The sequence below is a fragment of the Cytobacillus sp. genome, assembly GCF_964223445.1.
In the GTDB taxonomy this organism is placed as follows: Bacteria; Bacillota; Bacilli; order Bacillales; family Cytobacillaceae; genus Cytobacillus.
In genome coordinates, this window is record NZ_CAXQGS010000078.1 from 15552 (window position 1) to 32471 (window position 16920).

The 16920-nt window shown below is 44.2% G+C and carries 20 protein-coding genes; 2 read left to right on the forward strand and 18 right to left on the reverse strand.

Annotation, left to right across the window (positions count from 1 at the left end; translation table 11 throughout):
* Positions 1 to 165 precede the first annotated feature (165 nt).
* The 13 genes from ACEQ1T_RS14870 to prfA all read right to left on the reverse strand — a co-directional run bounded on the left by ACEQ1T_RS14870 (position 166) and on the right by prfA (position 11369).
* Entirely contained in the window at positions 166 to 1161 is a 996-nt protein-coding gene (locus ACEQ1T_RS14870; RefSeq protein WP_370223529.1) for an anti-sigma factor, read from the reverse strand.
* Positions 1154 to 1687, reverse strand: a complete 534-nt coding sequence (locus tag ACEQ1T_RS14875; protein WP_206840732.1) for a sigma-70 family RNA polymerase sigma factor — start codon at positions 1685 to 1687, stop codon at positions 1154 to 1156. Before ACEQ1T_RS14875 ends, ACEQ1T_RS14870 begins: the two co-directional genes overlap by 8 nt.
* Positions 1688 to 2318: 631 nt before the next feature.
* Positions 2319 to 2885, reverse strand: coding sequence for a TIGR01440 family protein (locus tag ACEQ1T_RS14880; RefSeq protein ID WP_370223530.1), 567 nt, complete (start codon positions 2883 to 2885; stop codon positions 2319 to 2321).
* 171 nt (positions 2886 to 3056) lie between these two features.
* A complete protein-coding gene (gene rpiB / locus ACEQ1T_RS14885) occupies positions 3057 to 3497 on the reverse strand; it encodes a ribose 5-phosphate isomerase B (RefSeq protein ID WP_370223531.1) in 441 nt (146 codons plus the stop codon).
* A 115-nt stretch (positions 3498 to 3612) separates the two neighbouring features.
* Positions 3613 to 4908 carry a methyl-accepting chemotaxis protein gene (locus tag ACEQ1T_RS14890; RefSeq protein WP_370223543.1) on the reverse strand — a complete coding sequence of 432 codons (1296 nt, stop codon included), beginning with the start codon at positions 4906 to 4908 and terminating at the stop codon, positions 3613 to 3615.
* 16 nt (positions 4909 to 4924) lie between these two features.
* Complete coding sequence (locus tag ACEQ1T_RS14895; protein ID WP_370223533.1) at positions 4925 to 5365, reverse strand: low molecular weight protein arginine phosphatase; 441 nt, start codon at positions 5363 to 5365, stop codon at positions 4925 to 4927.
* A gap of 190 nt (positions 5366 to 5555) precedes the next feature.
* On the reverse strand, positions 5556 to 6107 hold the full coding sequence (locus ACEQ1T_RS14900) for a manganese efflux pump MntP family protein (RefSeq protein WP_206840740.1): 552 nt from the start codon (positions 6105 to 6107) through the stop codon (positions 5556 to 5558).
* Between the two features lie 113 nt (positions 6108 to 6220).
* Positions 6221 to 7264 carry an L-threonylcarbamoyladenylate synthase gene (locus ACEQ1T_RS14905; protein WP_370223534.1) on the reverse strand — a complete coding sequence of 348 codons (1044 nt, stop codon included), beginning with the start codon at positions 7262 to 7264 and terminating at the stop codon, positions 6221 to 6223.
* Between the two features lie 176 nt (positions 7265 to 7440).
* The gene (locus ACEQ1T_RS14910) at positions 7441 to 7887 is read right to left on the reverse strand and encodes a GNAT family N-acetyltransferase (RefSeq protein WP_206840743.1); all 447 of its coding nucleotides are present in this window, start codon (positions 7885 to 7887) and stop codon (positions 7441 to 7443) included.
* Positions 7888 to 8071: 184 nt separating this feature from the next.
* Positions 8072 to 8452, reverse strand: coding sequence for a KGG domain-containing protein (gsiB, locus tag ACEQ1T_RS14915; protein ID WP_206840745.1), 381 nt, complete (start codon positions 8450 to 8452; stop codon positions 8072 to 8074).
* A 171-nt stretch (positions 8453 to 8623) separates the two neighbouring features.
* Positions 8624 to 9298 carry a stage II sporulation protein R gene (gene spoIIR, locus ACEQ1T_RS14920; RefSeq protein ID WP_244671233.1) on the reverse strand — a complete coding sequence of 225 codons (675 nt, stop codon included), beginning with the start codon at positions 9296 to 9298 and terminating at the stop codon, positions 8624 to 8626.
* Between the two features lie 135 nt (positions 9299 to 9433).
* A complete protein-coding gene (gene prmC, locus ACEQ1T_RS14925) occupies positions 9434 to 10288 on the reverse strand; it encodes a peptide chain release factor N(5)-glutamine methyltransferase (RefSeq protein WP_370223535.1) in 855 nt (284 codons plus the stop codon).
* 7 nt (positions 10289 to 10295) lie between these two features.
* Positions 10296 to 11369, reverse strand: a complete 1074-nt coding sequence (prfA, locus tag ACEQ1T_RS14930; protein ID WP_009332270.1) for a peptide chain release factor 1 — start codon at positions 11367 to 11369, stop codon at positions 10296 to 10298.
* A gap of 219 nt (positions 11370 to 11588) precedes the next feature.
* Here prfA and ACEQ1T_RS14935 point away from each other — a divergent pair, with 219 nt between their 5' ends.
* Together ACEQ1T_RS14935 and ACEQ1T_RS14940 are read left to right on the forward strand one after the other, a co-directional pair.
* Positions 11589 to 12242: a GntR family transcriptional regulator gene (locus tag ACEQ1T_RS14935; protein WP_370223537.1), complete on the forward strand. Its 654-nt coding sequence runs from the start codon at positions 11589 to 11591 to the stop codon at positions 12240 to 12242.
* 11 nt (positions 12243 to 12253) lie between these two features.
* Positions 12254 to 13216, forward strand: a complete 963-nt coding sequence (locus tag ACEQ1T_RS14940; RefSeq protein WP_370223539.1) for a multidrug resistance efflux transporter family protein — start codon at positions 12254 to 12256, stop codon at positions 13214 to 13216.
* A gap of 29 nt (positions 13217 to 13245) precedes the next feature.
* Here the strand turns inward: ACEQ1T_RS14940 and ACEQ1T_RS14945 are convergent, their stop codons facing one another.
* The 5 genes from ACEQ1T_RS14945 to ACEQ1T_RS14965 all read right to left on the reverse strand — a co-directional run.
* Positions 13246 to 13686 carry a hypothetical protein gene (locus tag ACEQ1T_RS14945; protein ID WP_370223540.1) on the reverse strand — a complete coding sequence of 147 codons (441 nt, stop codon included), beginning with the start codon at positions 13684 to 13686 and terminating at the stop codon, positions 13246 to 13248.
* Positions 13687 to 13969: 283 nt separating this feature from the next.
* A complete protein-coding gene (locus ACEQ1T_RS14950; RefSeq protein ID WP_370223541.1) occupies positions 13970 to 14590 on the reverse strand; it encodes a thymidine kinase in 621 nt (206 codons plus the stop codon).
* 205 nt (positions 14591 to 14795) lie between these two features.
* Positions 14796 to 15008: a 50S ribosomal protein L31 gene (gene rpmE, locus ACEQ1T_RS14955; RefSeq protein ID WP_009332279.1), complete on the reverse strand. Its 213-nt coding sequence runs from the start codon at positions 15006 to 15008 to the stop codon at positions 14796 to 14798.
* Between the two features lie 162 nt (positions 15009 to 15170).
* A complete protein-coding gene (rho, locus tag ACEQ1T_RS14960) occupies positions 15171 to 16439 on the reverse strand; it encodes a transcription termination factor Rho (protein WP_113882361.1) in 1269 nt (422 codons plus the stop codon).
* A 404-nt stretch (positions 16440 to 16843) separates the two neighbouring features.
* Positions 16844 to 16920: hypothetical protein (locus ACEQ1T_RS14965; RefSeq protein WP_370223544.1), on the reverse strand; the 77-nt coding region annotated here is incomplete at its 5' end.

Genomic DNA, 16920 nt, shown 5'->3' on the forward strand with positions numbered 1-16920 from the left:
TTTTCTCCAACACACTTTTAATAAAGGAAAGCTATTTAAAGGCTCTCCATTTTTATGTATCGATCTTTTTGTGAAAATTCTTTTTCATTTTAGCATGTTTTCCGAAAAAGTGACAGGCACCTATACCAGTTTAATGAAGTGGTATAGGTGCCTGTCACCATCCTTTTATTCCCAGTTCCAATAATCCAATTCGCCAAGGTATGGAGCGCGGATTTGCTTTTCTTCTTTTAGCTTTAATAGTTCTTTAACCGGGCCGGTAACGACTGCCCCATAGACAGTGAAGCCATTTTTTTGAAGATATTTATGACGGTCTTTCAGATGATCCAGTCCTAAAAAGTTTTCATAATAGCTTTGAGATTCATTTTTTAACAGGGTTTCCATCTGTTTCAGCATCAACTTTTTATTTTCTTCCATAAATTCATCATTAAGGGCCAATTTCGACTCTGACATATAATCTTCTCCTGCTTCCCTTCCCCCAGTCAGACCATAAATGGATGTTAATTCGATTGAGTTGCCACCACTGCCATACCCCGTCTGAAATTCCTTCAGTTCCCCTGTATAGAGCGGCATCCAAAGGACTTCCAGGTCATAGGGCTTTAACAGGTTCAGAAGCTCCTCCGGCTTCATAAATGACTGTGTGGAAAATGCCATTTCTGCCACAGTCCCCTCGTGTATTTTTTCTAGTGAAGCCCAGACACCTGGTTTCCCTTCAGCTGATAGCTTTTTTCCGCTATTCGGATTTTCAGGCAGGGAGAAACGGTAAATGTTTTCGTTTTGCGGCTCATATTTCTGGATTTTTAAGGTTGAATACGAATTTAGCAGCCTTTTCTCAATGTGAACCTCCCCGATTGTTTGAGATTCGCGGCCAATCTGGCGGGAAATCGGATAAGATATATTCTGTGTCAGAAAGGGTGTTAGTTCTTTATTAACAAAGCCGCCAAAATCCTCATATAGATTTGGATACTTCCAATCAAGAGCTACCTTGCTGTAAAAAACATGCTTCTTTTCACTATTGGCGGCATCGGATATTATATTCACGGCCATCATATATACCCAGAACAACAGCAAACAGGCAGCAATGACCCTTATTACTCTGAAAGTTAAGGTGAAACGGTATCTAGCCATGATTTTCTTTTCGCGGTCTTTGTTCCAGTCAGTCATGTTTTTCCCTCCATTGTTCATCGGCGAGCTGTGTCAGCTTTTTCCGGGCCCGATGCAGTGTCACCTTTACTTGATTTTCCGATAGATCCAGCGCCTCCTGGATTTCACTATAGCTAAAAGACTCAAATTCTCTTAAATATAAAATGGACCGGTACTGTTCCGGCAGGCAGCTCATAAGATCTGCCACTTTTTCCTTCGATTCCTTATTTAATGCTTCATCCTCCGGCAGCCCATATGGACTTATCATTTCATCTCTGGAAAATAAATAGCTGGCAAAAGGAATCTTATTTCTCCTCTGCCGTTTCCTCCATTCATCCAAATAGGCGTTCCTTGCTACTTTGAATAGCCATGCCCTTACATCTTCCTGCTTATAGAAAGAGAGAGAAACCGTTGCCTTAATGAATGTTTCCTGAGTTAAATCCTCCGCTGTTTCTTTGGAGCCTGACATCTTATATAAAAAGTAATAAAGCGGTCTGGCATAATGCCGATATAAATCATCCAGCCTATCCCGCCTGTTTTCTTTCAACGGTTTCTCCCCCCTTTCTTAATAAATGCTGCACTTTATACACGTTCTTCCTTCCTGAATGTTACACGTTCCATAAAAAAAGTGACAGGCACCTATACCATTTTTAGTTAAAATGGGGCAGGCGCCTGTCAATATACTCGTTCCCTCTGATTTCCGCTTTTCCTGTCCGAATGTGCTTCAACTTCGGACTCGTTCCTTCGGATTTCTGCTTATCCTGTCAGAATCAGCTTCAACTTCGGACTCGTTCCCTTGGTTTTCCGCTTATCCTGTCCGAATCAGCTTCAACTTCGGACTCGTTCCCTTAGATTTCCGCTTACCCTGTCCGAATCAGCTTCAACTTCGGACTCGTCCCCTAGGATTTTTGCTTATCCTGTCCGAATCAGCTTCAACTTCGGACTTATCCCCTAGGATTTCCGCTTATCCTGTCCGAATCAGCTTCGGGTTCGGACTCGTGGTACAGGAAATCACCTTTTGCTCTCCGAATAGGTGGCTGGTGTGACGAAACTGAACAAGAAATTGAGTATTTAATAGGAATGAATAAAGCCCCAATTGCTAGGCAATTGGGACAGCTAATGGACAAATTATTATCAAAGTTTTTCTGCAAAACTGATTCGCTATACTTGACCTATCATTACCTGCATGATGTATTATCAGAGTTTCGTTCATAGATCGCCCGTGCTCCTCCGATCAGTTTCGGCCTGGTTTTGGCCATGGTGACGTGGGCCTCGCCGACTGATTTTTGTGAGGTCCTGATCGGAACGGCTACATGCTTCAGATGCATGCCAATCAGTGTGTCGCCGATATCGATGCCGGCATCTGCCTTGATAAACTCCACCATGACGGGATCTTTGAAGTGTTCATAGGCATATGCTGCCATCGCGCCGCCGGCCGTGCGGTGAGGGATGACGGTCACTTCATCCAGGTTTTTTACCTCGGCAACGGAACGCTCTACTACGAGTGCCCTGTTCAAATGTTCGCAGCATTGAAAGGCCAGCGCAGCCCCGGTATTCTGGCAAAGCTTGTCCAGACGCTCAAAAATCATTTCAGCCACTTGTTCCGTTCCGGCTGTGCCGATTCTTTTCCCGGCTACTTCACTTGTGCTGCAGCCCACTACAAGAATATGCTTTTCACTTAAAGGAACTTGTTCACTAAATTCACGAATGATTGTATCCAGCTCTTTTTTCCATTGTTCAATCAAAATGTTAACCCATTCTGAAGATTCACCGCAGTCTAAACGGCAGTAAGACTCCCCCTTTATAGCTCAAAAAAGTCGAAGGAGGATAAGCGGGATTCAAACTGCCCGTAAAGGCCCGATTGGTTCAACTAACAATCAGCGTGGGAATACCCCCACGCTGATTGAAGTTTCACTTTACTTCGTTTCGTAAGCAGTAATCTTTCCTACACGGTTTTCATGCCGGCCGCCTTCAAAATCTGTTGAAAGCCATACTTTTGCAATTTCACGAGCGAGGCCAGGGCCAATCACTCGTTCACCCATAGCAAGGATGTTGCTGTCATTATGTTCACGGGTTGCTTTGGCACTGAATACATCATGCACAAGCGCACAGCGGATTCCCTTCACTTTGTTGGCAGAGATGCTCATGCCAATCCCAGTCCCGCAGATCAGAATGCCTTTGTCGAATTCGCCATTCGCTACCTTTTCAGCAACAGGCAATGCATAATCCGGATAATCTACTGAAGTTTCGCATTCACAGCCGAAATCCTCATACTCAATGTTCATTTCATCCATTAGGCTTTTGATTTCTTCGCGGAGATTAAGTCCGCCATGGTCTGATGCAATTGCAATTTTCATTATGAAACCCTCCTGTTTGAAGCCCGCTTATTTTTGACATTATGCTTTTATTTTGACACAAAACCTTGAAAATATAAAGAAAGGGAGCTGCATTTTGGGCTCCCTCAACAATCGTTTATAGTTTAAATTTAGTAATTGTGCTTTTTAATTTTTCTGCCTGTTCTTTAAGATCGATGGCCAGTTTTTCCACATTGCCAATCACAGCGGTCTGGTGCTGGGTGGCTGCTGAAACCTCCTGTGCGCCTGCTGATGTTTCTTCAGCAATTGCAGCAACCTCCTGGGATTGTGTGGATGTTAGCTGTATTCCCTCCATTTGGTTATCAACCAGGCCTGATATGGCAGAAACGGATGCAGCCATTTCATTGACCACTTTCGCCATTTCCTCAATCACTTCATTTGTTTTCGTCCCTTTTATCACTTCATTATTAGCAGTCTCCACTTGATATGAGATTTGCGTGACAACATTGCGGACCTCTTCCTGAATGTTTTTTATCAGTTCTGAGATGCCCTGGACTGCCTGTGCACTTTCATCTGCAAGTTTACGGACTTCCTCAGCGACTACCGCAAATCCTTTGCCATGGTCCCCGGCACGCGCTGCTTCAATGGAAGCATTTAAAGCAAGGAGGTTGGTCTGTGCTGCAATGTCACCGACAAGCTGAATAATCTGCTCCACTTTCACAGCATTTTGCTCTAGGCGCTTCACTGTCTGCAGTGATTCCTCATTATCGTGGGCCAGTTTGTCTATACCTGAAATAAGTGAATGGATCACTTTCTTTGATTCCATCAGGTCCTTAACCATTTCGCCGGAAACATTTTGTGATGCTTTTGCTGTATCCTGTACCTCCTGAGCAATTCGCAGGACATCTTCCATGGATTCAGCTGTTGATTGAATGGAAACCGCAGAACTATCTGCTCCCTGGGAAATCTCGCTGATGGTTCTGGCAATCGCATCTGCCTGCTCTGCAGCTGCCGAAGATTCGGAAGACATCGCAATGACTTTTTCATTCGTTTCTCTAAAGTTCTCGTCAATTTTATGAACCATATCCCTTAAATTGAAAAGCATATGGTTGAATGCAATACCCAATGAACGGATTTCATCATCCGACCTGGAAAGTTCTGCGTCCTGGCCGATATCGCCATTGGCAGCCATGAGTGCCGTTTTTTCAAGTTTCTGTAAAGGTTTGATAATGAAACCTGCAGCAAAAAAGGCAAGAACACCTGACCAAAAAATACCCATTCCTAAGGTTAAAATAGTAAAAACACCCTCTCCAAATGGAAGCATCTCTTCTATGCCAGGAAATATAAAGTAAAGAAATACAGCACTTGTTGTGTATGTAATGATAGCCAGCGATGTGATAAATAATACGAGCTTTTTCCTAAGGCCAAACTTATAGCCCTTTTTCTCCCCCATCATGTTGCCCCCCTGATTAATCTGGTCTCTGTATGCGATCCAAAATTTGTTCAATCGCTTCTGTCAGATCTTTAAATGTATTTCTATATATCTCAACCGGCCCCCCATATGGATCGATAATATCTCCAGGCGCTCCGGCAAACTCTTTTAGTGTGAAGGTTTTACCCACTGCGTCAGGAAACATGGACAGAACGGTATTTTTGTGGCCGGCTGTCATTGTTAAAATATAGGTCGCCCAGTCAATTAAACCTTCATTCATGCTGGAAGACTGATGCTGAAGCGGAATCCCATGCTCCTCCAGCACACTCTTTGTATTCGTGGACGCCCCGCTGCCTTCTGCCGCAAATACTCCAGCCGATTTCACTTCTACACCCGGGAGCGATTTGCTTTTTAAAATGGCTTCTGCCATAGGGCTTCTGCAAGTATTTCCTGTACATACAAACAATACTTTTGTCACAGAGAAACTCCCTCCTTATATATCGGTCTATAACCATAAAACTTTATTCAAAATGACAGTTTGCACTTTTCTTACATTATAAGTCAAATTTCCCATAACACCTATAGCTCCTGTGCAAAAAAAAGAAAAAGGGCGACCCGCACCCTTTCCATTTTTCACAAAATATTAACATTTAAACACACGCTAACCTCTATAAAAATAACAGTTTTACCCCAAAAGCAAGGAGGATGGCACCGCCGAGAGCCTCGCTGTAGGAGCCGATCCAGCTTTGGACTTTTCTGCCGGTGAGGAGGCCGGCCCATGTGAGGATGGCCGCCCCTGCTCCGAAGAACACGAGCACAAGTAATGTTTTGGCTCCGTAGATTCCCAGGCTGAGGCCTACTGAAAAACTATCAAGGCTGACGCTCAATGCAAAGATCAGCAGCCCTAAGCCCACTGGCGTGATTAAGCTGTCTTCATCCTCCCTGAAGCTTGACCAAATCATCTGCACACCTAATAAAAGGAGCAGTCCCCCGCCTGCATAACCGGCTATGGCTCCGAATGTATTTGAAAGAAATCTGCCTGCTATCATTCCCAATAATGGCATCCATACATGGAAAAGGCCAATGGTGATGCCGATTTTAGCTATTTGTCTGAGGCGGAGTTTGTACATCCCCATACCAAGACCCACCGAAAAGGCATCCATCCCTAATGCAAATGCCATTAGAGCCAGTGTTAATATTTCCCCGATCATTGCAGACATTTTTCCGCCTCCTTGGACTTGCTAATTCAGCATATGCACGTCCGTGAGGTTTTAGAATGCCATTGCCTTTTCCCAAAACAAAAAACCGCCTCATGACGAAACGGTTTCTTTATCTATCTGCTAATAACCCTGTGCCCTGCTGCTTTCATCAGGCGGTTCATGATTGCATGCCCGACGCCTTCACCCGGGAACATCTCACAGAAAATAATATCAGCATCTGTTGTGTTGAAGTATCTTAATGCTTCATAGAGAGAGCTGGCCACTGTCTCAAGCTTTTCCCGCTGCCCGCAGGCATAGATAAAATCAGCATGATAAAATTCCAGGTTTTCTGATGTCGTCAGGACTCCCACCGAAAGGCCTTCCTGCTTTTTATCCTCAACAAAATGCTGGATGTCTTCTCTTGTTCCTTCTACTAAATAAAGAGGTGCATCCGGTGCATAGTGCCGGTATTTCATGCCGGGAGATTTCGGCGCCTGGCTTTCATCCGCTAATGCAGGATCCACGCTGACCTTGCCTACAACCTCTTCCAGCTGTTCTCTGGTAATGCCGCCTGGCCTTAAGATGACCGGCACTTCACCCGTACAATCCAATACAGTGGATTCCACACCAACACCTGTCGGACCCCCGTCCACTAAACCTGCAATTCTACCATTGAGGTCTTCCCAAACATGGTCAGCCGTTGTCGGACTGGGCCTTCCCGATCGGTTGGCACTAGGAGCGGCAATTGGCAATCCTGCTTTCTCCAGCAGCTCCAGGGCTACTGGATGATCAGGCATCCGCACAGCAACAGTGGATAAGTCTGCCGTTGCATAATGGGAAAGAACACCTTCCTTATGATTAAAAATGAGCGTAAGCGGTCCCGGCCAAAATTGATCCATGAGCGCCTGCGCATTTTGCGGAATTTCGGTTACAAACGCGTCCAGCTGTGCTTTATCAGCAATGTGAATAATCAGGGGATTATCACTCGGACGTCCTTTTGCCTCAAATATTTTTCTGACCGCTTCATCATTTTCCGCATTCCCGCCTAAACCATATACGGTTTCTGTTGGAAAAGCGACCACTTCATTATTTTTTAACAGATCGGCAGCCTGTGAAAACTGTGAATAACTATCTTCTTTATCCACACTGTTATCCACCGACCATCTTTTTGTAATCATTGTTATCCACCTTCACAAAAAATGTTTTTTTGCTGTCAAAATTCCTTTGTTTTCGACATTTTTTTGAACATTCCTTTGGAAAGTATAGTAGAAGAAGCTGGATAACTCAAGTCTTATCCACAAATTGTGTATAAATAAGAGCGATTTGTGCATAACTTTGGCAAGATACCCACAATTCACATGGATAATTTCAAAAAGAAAGAGTTATCCACAGTCAGGATATGTTTAACATGCTCCGACTCGAATAAGACTTCCGGCAATCGCGCTGTTTCTTCCTGTTTAAAGCCAAGCAGGCTGAAAAATGCCAGCGAGTTTCTTTTATTCGATGCTAGATACAAGGACTCCATGCCCCGATCTCTTGCCAGCATTAATATTTGCTCAAACAAAATAAATAGATCTTTTTCAGATGCTGAGGATGTTATTACAAGGGACCTTAAAAGTCCATTCTTCCCATGGGGTTCAATTCCCAGGGTAGCTTTAATATCCCCAGAATCATTCTCCATAATTAAAAAATATTCGATTGCTTCCCTTATCCCATCCGTACTTAAGTTTGCCGATTCCAGAAAAGATGCCAGATTCTCCACATCTGAAGCATCAGCACATCTCACTACACCTGTTTCCATTTCTTCACCCCATTTTCTTATTGTCACTCTATGAATATGAAAAAATAGAAAAAGTAGAACTAGATTTGAAAAATATTTCAGGATGTGAGAGAACGAATGACTACTGTAAAATAAAACACGGCAGCTGTCTGAATTCCGCTGCCGTGTTTATATTACTATCATATACAATTTTTCTGCGGCAGGTTTAGTCGTTCGAGTTGCCGCCTTTTCGGCCGATTTCTTCGTAGAAATCGCGGTCATGGTTTTCACTAGTTGCTTCTCCGCCTTTGCGTCCAATTTCCTGATAGAATTCCTTGTCATGATTTTCAGCAGTTGCTTCTCCGCCTTTTTGGCCTATTTCCTGATAGAATTCACTATCATGATTTTCCGCTGTCGCTTCTCCGCCTTTTTGGCCTATTTCCTGATAGAATTCCTTGTCATGGTTTTGGCTGGTAGCTTCTCCGCCCTTTTGTCCAATTTCCTGATAGAAGTCCTTATCATGATTGCGGCTTGTTGCTTCTCCGCCCATGCGCCCTCTTTCCTCACGAGACATTTTATCGTTGTTATTATTGTTGTTTTTAGCCATTATCTTTCATCTCCTTTTTGTTTATGTTTTGTTGTTACACTACTTTAAATATCCGTTTTTAGTAGAATCAAACGCATGAAAAGAAGATGTTATATGCTTGTCTTAAATGTAATTTGATTTCCAGTTTTTAAAGTGATTCTAAAAAAGAGAGACCTTGCTCTGCAGCAAGGCCTAACCGAAGATTTTCTCCCATATTTCAGCTAAAAAGAATTTTACTTCTACAGGTTCTTCATCTTCCTCTGTATAAACGGGAGGGGTTTCTTTTTCGGAATCAGTGTCAGCAGCAATTTCTTCTGCCTTTACTTCCCCTTTCTTTTCTTCTTCTTCAAAGCCTTCGCTTACAGCCACACCGTTTGAGAAATCAAGGAAGCAAAGAGGAGGGAAAAGCACACACCACCAGTTTGCCCCTTTTCCTTCGCCAAGAGTGATCAAGATCGCTTCGTATTCGCCTGCCGGGTATAAGAACTGTCCATATAACTTCGTCGGGAAGCTGACTTTTCCAAAGTCGGCATTTACTTTCTGATCAGACCCTTCATCAGCTACTACTTCTTCGGCAATCTTTTGGATCTCAGGCAATCTGGACTGGATCAGTTCACGGGCATCTTCGATTGAAGTTAACTCTGCCACCCACTCAGTGATTTCTGCATTTACTGCATCCCTAACTTTCCTTTTAATCGCCTGGTCTTCTTCATTATCGCTGTTGGCCAGAATGCGCAGCCTTATTGCCTCGCTTGGTATTACCATTGGCTCATCAGCTGTGACTTCTGTTTGCGGTATATATAAACTTAAAATGGTTCCTAAGGATAAAATCAGTACATATAATTTCACTATCGTTTTTGTATTCATCATTTCCGGCACCATCCCTTCACTATCCACAGTGTGGACAGGATGCCAGAATCTTAAACTATTAAAATTAAATTTTTTTATAGGATTCTGATGCAGTCCCTCTCACCTAAAATAACCGCCATTCCGGCGGCTGTGTTACTCTATTTTTGCAAAAACCATCCGGTCTTTGCCGTTAATGTCATAGACTGTTTCAATATTTGCCTGAGGGAAAACCTGCTTCAGAAGTGCAGATACTGCTTCACTTTGGCCGGCACCTACCTCGAAGCCGATGAGGGCACGGTCTTTGATGACAGCTGGCAGTTCCTCCATAAAGCGCTTGTACAGATCCAGTCCATCTTCCCCTGCAAAGAGGGCACGGTGCGGTTCGTGTTCTGTGACTATATCCGACATCCACTCGATATCCCTTTCCGGTATATATGGAGGATTGGATAGTATGATATCAAATTTCTTCCCTTTCGAAATAAGGGGCTGTAGAAGGTCCCCCTGAAAAAAATCGATTACCGCGCCATTCTGTTCTGCATTTTTCTCAGCCAGCTCAAGGGTCGGCCTGTAGATATCTGTGGCCGTGACATTTAATTCCGGCTTCTCGAGCTTCATCGTAACGGCAATCGCTCCGCTGCCGGTACCGATGTCTGCCATTTCAAGCCCGTTCACAGAGCCGAACAGCTTGTTTATCTTCTTAAGAGCATTATAAACGAGTTCTTCCGTTTCTGGCCTTGGAATAAGGACATCTTCATTCACATGGAAGGTGCGCCCGTAGAATTCTTCAGTGCCGATTATATACTGAACAGGCTGGCCCGCTGCGTGTGCGTGCACTGCCTTCTGGAATTCATCCAGGACCTCCGGATGCAAATCTTCGCGTAAATTAGACAAAAAGCCTGCCCTGCTCATCTTCATAAAATGCTGCAATAACAGCTCACCGGCATTCTCATCACGGTTTGACTTCTTTAAAAAAGAAGAAGCCCAGTTGAGGGCTTCATATACTTTCATAGTTGGATTACTCATTGGATGCACTGTCCAGCTTCGCAGATTGCTCTTCAACGATCAGAGCGTCAATAACTTCATCGAGCTTTCCTTGAAGGATCTGATCAAGCTTTTGGATTGTCAGGCCGATACGGTGATCGGTGACACGGTTTTGCGGGAAGTTGTACGTACGGATGCGCTCAGAGCGGTCTCCGGTACCAACTGCTGATTTACGCTGCTGGTCATATTCCGCCTGTGCTTCCTGCTGGAACTTATCATAAACACGGGCACGAAGAACCTTCATCGCTTTTTCCTTATTTTTGATTTGTGACTTTTCATCCTGGCAGGAAACAACCGTACCTGTCGGCAAGTGAGTCAAACGAACAGCTGACATCGTCGTGTTAACACTCTGTCCGCCCGGTCCGCTTGAAGCAAATGTATCCACACGGATATCTTTTTCATGAATGTCGATTTCCACTTCTTCCGCTTCAGGAAGAACCGCAACTGTTGCAGTTGAAGTGTGGATGCGCCCGCCGGATTCAGTTTCCGGTACACGCTGAACACGGTGTGCGCCATTTTCAAACTTAAGCTTGGAATAAGCGCCATTTCCGTTAATCATAAAGATGATTTCCTTATAGCCGCCAACGCCCGTAGAGCTTGCCTCAATGACATCGATCTTCCAGCCCTGCGTCTCGGCATAGCGGCTGTACATACGGTATAAGTCACCTGCAAATAAGGCAGCTTCATCACCGCCGGCTGCACCTCGGATTTCCATAATAACGTTTTTATCATCATTAGGATCTTTAGGAATGAGGAGGATTTTCAGACGTGCTTCCAGATCCTCTTTTCTTTCCTCAAGCTCGGCCAATTCTTCTTTTACCATTTCGCGCATTTCGGCATCAAGTTTCTCTTCAAGCATGGCACGCGCATCCTGATACTGCTCTTTCACTTCTTTATATTCGCGGTATGTGTCAACAGTTTCCTGAATACCAGACTGTTCTTTTGAATATTCGCGAAGCTTTTTCGGATCATTGACAATTTCCGGATCGCTCAAAAGCTCATTTAATCTTTCATAACGGTCCTCGACAGATTGAAGACGATCAAACACAGCCATTCACCTCAATTTTTTATCCAATAACCGCCGGATATTGTCACAGCGGGGTATAGTTTTATTTTATTAAAAAAGCCGCAACTCCATAACATTCTAATTATAGTATAGGTGGTAGTTGCAGTCAAAACCATTCGGGAATAAGGATGACTTCTTCCCTGTTAATAAATTTTCTGAAAAATCATTGCAGGTTACTGTGATATCCGATATATTGGTTTTATGAAGAATAAAAATATCACTCCAATTAAACGTTTGTCCCTTAGAGATGAAGTATACGAAACACTTAAGAAAAATATTATCCAGCTTGATTTTGAACCGGGTTCGCGCCTTCATGATAAGGAGCTTGCAGAAGACTTTGGGATCAGCCGCACTCCTGTCCGGGAAGCCTTAAAGCGGCTGGAGGATGAAGGGCTCGTTGTATCAACGCCCGGTTCATCAACCCGGGTCACACCTCTAAATGAAGATGGTGCCAGCCATGCCTTCCCTGTGGCAGCTTCCCTGCATGCTTTAGGTGCCAGGCTTGGCGTTCCCCGCTTAGTGCCGAGTGATTTTGCAAGGCTTGAGGCAGCCAATAATAATCTGGAGGCCGCCATGAAAAAACAGGATATTCTTAGTGCAGTAAAAGCAGATGAGGCCTTCCACGAGGTTTATCTTTCTGCAGCAGATAATCCCGAAATTATCTCAGCATTAAAGAGAATTATGCCCAAAATTCAGCGTCTGGAAATTGCTCAATTCGGATCTTTGAATGGGCTGAAATCTGTAGAGCAGCACAAAAAAATTATGGAAGCGAGCAGGCATGGCCAGGAGCAGCTGGCATCCAGCCTGGTGGAGGAAAACTGGCTGAGCCTTGGCGGGCTTTTAACAGGGAAATGAGGTGAACTGGCATGAAGGCTATTCTATTAGGCGTTTGTTCCGCCTTCTTTTTTGCTTTCACATTTGTATTAAACCGCGCAATGGAAATGGATGGAGGAAGCTGGCTATGGAGCGCATCGCTCCGCTATTTTTTCATGATTCCTCTTTTGGGTGCCATTGTAGCATTCAGAGGGAATTTGCGGCCATTATTTACTGAGATGAAAAAAACTCCCGGGCAATGGCTGTTATGGAGCTTTGTTGGCTTCGGTTTATTTTATGCCCCGTTATGTTTTGCAGCAGCCTATGGTCCCGGCTGGCTGATTGCCGGAACCTGGCAGATTACGATTATCTCCGGCTCCCTGCTTGCACCGCTTTTTTTTGTTGCATATCAAACTGGAAATGGAACTGTTAAGGTTAGAGGAAAAGTGCCATTTCGCGGTCTCATGATGAGCCTGATCATTCTTCTTGGAGTTGCTGTGATGCAAGTCGAGCATGCCTCCTCCATTTCATTTCGTGATACGATGCTTGTGATCATTCCTTTAGTTATCGCATCTTTTGCCTATCCATTAGGCAACCGTAAAATGATGGATGTGTGTGAAAATCGGCTGGATGCCTACCAGCGCGTGCTCGGAATGACGATTGCCAGTCTTCCTTTCTGGGTCGTTCTTTCTGCAGCCGCCCTGGCAACAAGCGGAGTACCCAGTTTTGGCCAGGTCACTCAGTCCGGTTTAGTCGCCCTATTTTCCGGCGTCTTTGCCACGGTACTGTTTTTTGCAGCCACTGACCTCGTCCGCGGCAATATGCAAAAGCTGGGGGCAGTGGAAGCAACACAATCTCTCGAGGTCCTTTTTGCTGTTCTTGGTGAAGTGCTGCTGCTGTCAAGCCCTTTGCCGTCTGGAATTTCTTTTACAGGTATGGCACTTGTGATCGTAGGCATGGTGCTTCACAGTTATGTAACCTCGAACAAAGTCATATTAAAAAGAAAGGCTGCGTAAAAAAATACCCTGGGTAAGCAGGGCATTTTTTACGTGCGGTCTTCCTGAACCTTTACTTCAATGTGATAAGTCGGAAGAGCTTTAATGAGATCTTTATGCAATTGTGCCTGTGAATCAATCTTTTCCTGATGAGTCATATTGCCTTTTCGGTATGCAGTCACCCACATATCCTCTCCATTTACCCAAACTGCTCCCGGGCGATACCCATTGTGAGCAGCAATCACCCTGCGGGCCTGGTTGATATCATCCTGATTATCCAGGCGTTTGCCGTCAAAATTGATAAAGTTCGGGTTCTGCTCACCGCTCATCGTCCGGTCCAATGTGTCATTGTCCTCGGTGCGGTCCAGATCATTATTTATAAATGAAACTCCATCCTGGGTCTCATGGTCATACTCACTCTCGGTTGCCTGATTGTTGGCACAGCCAGCCAGAAATGCGAGCATCAAAAGGAAAACACTAAATTTTTTCATTACTGCACATCCTTTTTATAGCATGTCCGCTATAAGGAGGAATGTGCAGTCCAATATTAGGCAGAGCTGGAGCGAGCATTTTATGGCGACCTTCTCACTGCTTTGCTTCTTTTTTTCGGCTTCCTGAGCCGCTCATGACGACCTTTTTTCTGCTCTCCTCCCACTTTCGGCTACATGAGGCATTCATGCTGAAATTTTTAATTTCGCCTTCATTTTTCCGTTTTCTGGGCCATAAAAAAACTGCCCGGAACACGCCAGGGCAGAGAGATCGCTTCGTATAAAATTATGATAAAAACTCAGTTGTTTTTTGTTTATCCAGAACATTTGGCGATTTGGGAACTTCATGGTGATGGCGGCAGCGCGGTTCATATGCTTCAGATGCGCCGACTAAAATAACCGGGTCATCATACGAAGCTGGCTTCCCATTGATCAGGCGCTGTGTACGGCTTGCAGGTGAACCGCAAACGGCACAGACAGCTTGAAGCTTTGTAACCATTTCTGCTATCGACATGATGGCAGGCATTTGGCCAAACGGCTCTCCGCGGAAGTCCTGGTCAAGTCCGGCAGCGATGACACGATGTCCGCTGTCAGCCAGGTGCTGAATGACTTTTACAATTTCATCATCAAAAAATTGCACTTCATCAATGGCAATCAAATCAATATCAGCTGTAATGTATTTAAAAATATCGGTAGACTGGGAAATGGGTCTAGCTATGACCGAAGTTCCATTATGTGAAACGACAGCTTCATCACTGTATCGGTTATCGATCTGCGGCTTAAATACAGCAATTTGCTGTTTGGCAAACTGAGCTCTGCGCACACGGCGAATCAGTTCTTCTGATTTGCCGGAGAACATGCTGCCGCAAATGACTTCCACCCATCCGTGATGATTCACAACGTACATGAACGGCCTCTCCTTCCTCGTTCTAACTAATAGAATGGCTTGTTATCATTATTTTATGAAGAAAGGGTCGAGCTGTTAATCTTAATTATACTCGCGCTTTTTTCAAAGCAAAAAGGTCCACTCAAAACAGTTCTTCATATCCAATAAGGGTTATTTCGCAATAAAAAACAGGCAAGATAGTTAACTTGCCTGTTTTTGTTGTTTATTATTTTTGTTCTGACTTAATGCCGTATTTCTTATTGAAACGGTCAACACGTCCGCCAGCTTCAGCGAATTTTTGACGTCCAGTATAGAATGGGTGGCACTCAGAGCAAGTTTCAACGCGGATCTCTTCTTGAACAGAACCGGTTTCGAACTCGTTACCGCAAGCACATTTCACCATTGCTTTTTTATAGTTAGGATGAATTCCTGATTTCATTCTTTTCATCTCCTTCCGCCCTGAATCATTCGAAACAGAGTTATATATTACGGGCAATCATGAATTGCCGTAAACTTCAAAAACACACTGTCATCATTATAACAAGTCAAAGTGTTTTTTGCAATAAGCGAATTCAGCATCCTGGATTTTCCAAATGAGGTCTTACTGCGAGCGCTTAGCCTTCATTTCTTCAGCCAAATTGGCAAAAAACTCTTCGTTCGATTTTGTCTGTCTTAGCTTGCGAAGCAGTTTTTCGGCGAAATCCGGTGAATCAGACATGGATTTGCGGATGGCCCACAGCTTGTCCAGGTGATCTTTCTGTATAAGAAGTTCTTCTTTGCGCGTTCCGGAACGGCGGATGTCGATGGCCGGGAAGATTCTTCTTTCAGCCAAGGAGCGGTCAAGGTGCAGTTCCATATTGCCTGTCCCCTTGAATTCTTCGTAAATCACGTCATCCATGCGTGAGCCCGTGTCAACGAGTGCAGTTGCCAGAATCGTTAAGCTTCCGCCCTCTTCAATGTTGCGGGCTGCACCGAAGAAACGCTTTGGACGGTGGAATGCAGCCGGATCAATACCGCCGGAGAGTGTTCTTCCGCTTGGAGGAATAACCAGGTTATAAGCTCTTGCCAGTCTTGTAATGCTGTCCATCAAAATAACAACATCACGCTTGTGCTCAACGAGGCGCATAGCTCGTTCAAGAACCAGCTCGGCCACTTTAATGTGGTTTTCAGGCACTTCATCAAATGTTGAGCTGACCACATCGCCTGCAACTGAACGCTCGATGTCTGTTACCTCTTCCGGGCGCTCGTCAATCAATAGCACGATCAGTTCCGCTTCCGGGTGGTTGGTTGTAATGCTATTGGCAATTTCTTTTAAAAGCATGGTCTTACCTGCTTTAGGAGGAGCAACAATCAGACCGCGCTGCCCGAATCCAACCGGTGCAAGCAGGTCCATAATTCTTGTAGACAGCTGTCTTGTACCTGTTTCCAATTTCATATGGCGGTTTGGATATAAAGGCGTCAGACCAGGGAAGTGAACGCGCTCTTTTGCTGATTCCGGATCATCGCCATTCACGGCTTCTACTTGCAGAAGACCAAAGTAACGCTCATTTTCTTTTGGAGGACGGACCTTTCCTGAAACCTTATCTCCGTTTCTTAAGTCAAAACGGCGGATCTGGGAAGCAGAAATATAAATATCCTCAGAGCTTGGTGAATAGTTGATTGGACGAAGGAAGCCGAATCCTTCTGACTGAATGATCTCCAGGACACCTTCCATGAAAAAGTAGCCTTCCTGCTCTGCTCTTGCTTTTAGGATGGCAAAAATCAATTCTTTTTTCGATAACTTGCTGTAGTAAGAAACTTTATATTCACGGGCAAGTTCATAAAGCTCTTTCAGCTTCATATTTTCTAAACTTGAAATGTTTAAACCCATTTTTACACCACACTTTTGAAATTTTCAATCATTTCCTTCATATGCAGCTGTATAAATATTGAACGGTATATGAAAGGAAAGGGAAAGATACTTTGAGGCACTGAAAATAGCTGAAGAATCTATCATTATGTTCTTAATTAAAGGTTTCGAGGAATGGAACGGTTTATTGTCCGTTTTTCAGTTGATATTAGAGGTATCCTCTTCTTCGAAAAGCGCAAGCGCCCTGCCCGACCCTCGAGGGGTTAGACGCTGGAGCCATTTAAAAAACAATCTCTATTTTACCCCTTAATATGAAAATTAATCAATAACTAAATTTGATATGGAAAATATAGAAGGAAGGAAATGAAAATGAGCAGGCTGGCACAGATGGCCAGCTCTCATTTTCTATCTATCTTTTATGGAAATTATTTAATAACAAGATTTGGCTTTTTCTTTAAACTATGGCGTCCCTCGACAAAGCGGACCGTACCTGATTTGGCAC

Excerpts from the sequence above, each read along its gene's own strand:
- ACEQ1T_RS14910 (WP_206840743.1), bottom strand. The coding sequence starts at position 7,887 with ATGGAAACAGGTGTAGTGAGATGTGCTGATGCTTCAGATGTGGAGAAT.
- ACEQ1T_RS14945 (WP_370223540.1), bottom strand. The coding sequence starts at position 13,686 with ATGAAAAAATTTAGTGTTTTCCTTTTGATGCTCGCATTTCTGGCTGGC.
- ACEQ1T_RS14935 (WP_370223537.1), top strand. The coding sequence starts at position 11,589 with ATGAAGAATAAAAATATCACTCCAATTAAACGTTTGTCCCTTAGAGAT.
- gsiB (WP_206840745.1), bottom strand. The coding sequence starts at position 8,452 with ATGGCTAAAAACAACAATAATAACAACGATAAAATGTCTCGTGAGGAA.
- rpiB (WP_370223531.1), bottom strand. The coding sequence starts at position 3,497 with ATGAAAATTGCAATTGCATCAGACCATGGCGGACTTAATCTCCGCGAA.
- prmC (WP_370223535.1), bottom strand. The coding sequence starts at position 10,288 with ATGAAAGTATATGAAGCCCTCAACTGGGCTTCTTCTTTTTTAAAGAAG.
- ACEQ1T_RS14900 (WP_206840740.1), bottom strand. The coding sequence starts at position 6,107 with ATGTCTGCAATGATCGGGGAAATATTAACACTGGCTCTAATGGCATTT.
- ACEQ1T_RS14905 (WP_370223534.1), bottom strand. The coding sequence starts at position 7,264 with ATGATTACAAAAAGATGGTCGGTGGATAACAGTGTGGATAAAGAAGAT.
- ACEQ1T_RS14890 (WP_370223543.1), bottom strand. The coding sequence starts at position 4,908 with ATGGGGGAGAAAAAGGGCTATAAGTTTGGCCTTAGGAAAAAGCTCGTA.
- rpmE (WP_009332279.1), bottom strand. The coding sequence starts at position 15,008 with ATGAAATCAGGAATTCATCCTAACTATAAAAAAGCAATGGTGAAATGT.
- ACEQ1T_RS14950 (WP_370223541.1), bottom strand. The coding sequence starts at position 14,590 with ATGTACGTTGTGAATCATCACGGATGGGTGGAAGTCATTTGCGGCAGC.
- spoIIR (WP_244671233.1), bottom strand. The coding sequence starts at position 9,298 with ATGAATACAAAAACGATAGTGAAATTATATGTACTGATTTTATCCTTA.
- ACEQ1T_RS14940 (WP_370223539.1), top strand. The coding sequence starts at position 12,254 with ATGAAGGCTATTCTATTAGGCGTTTGTTCCGCCTTCTTTTTTGCTTTC.
- rho (WP_113882361.1), bottom strand. The coding sequence starts at position 16,439 with ATGGGTTTAAACATTTCAAGTTTAGAAAATATGAAGCTGAAAGAGCTT.
- ACEQ1T_RS14870 (WP_370223529.1), bottom strand. The coding sequence starts at position 1,161 with ATGACTGACTGGAACAAAGACCGCGAAAAGAAAATCATGGCTAGATAC.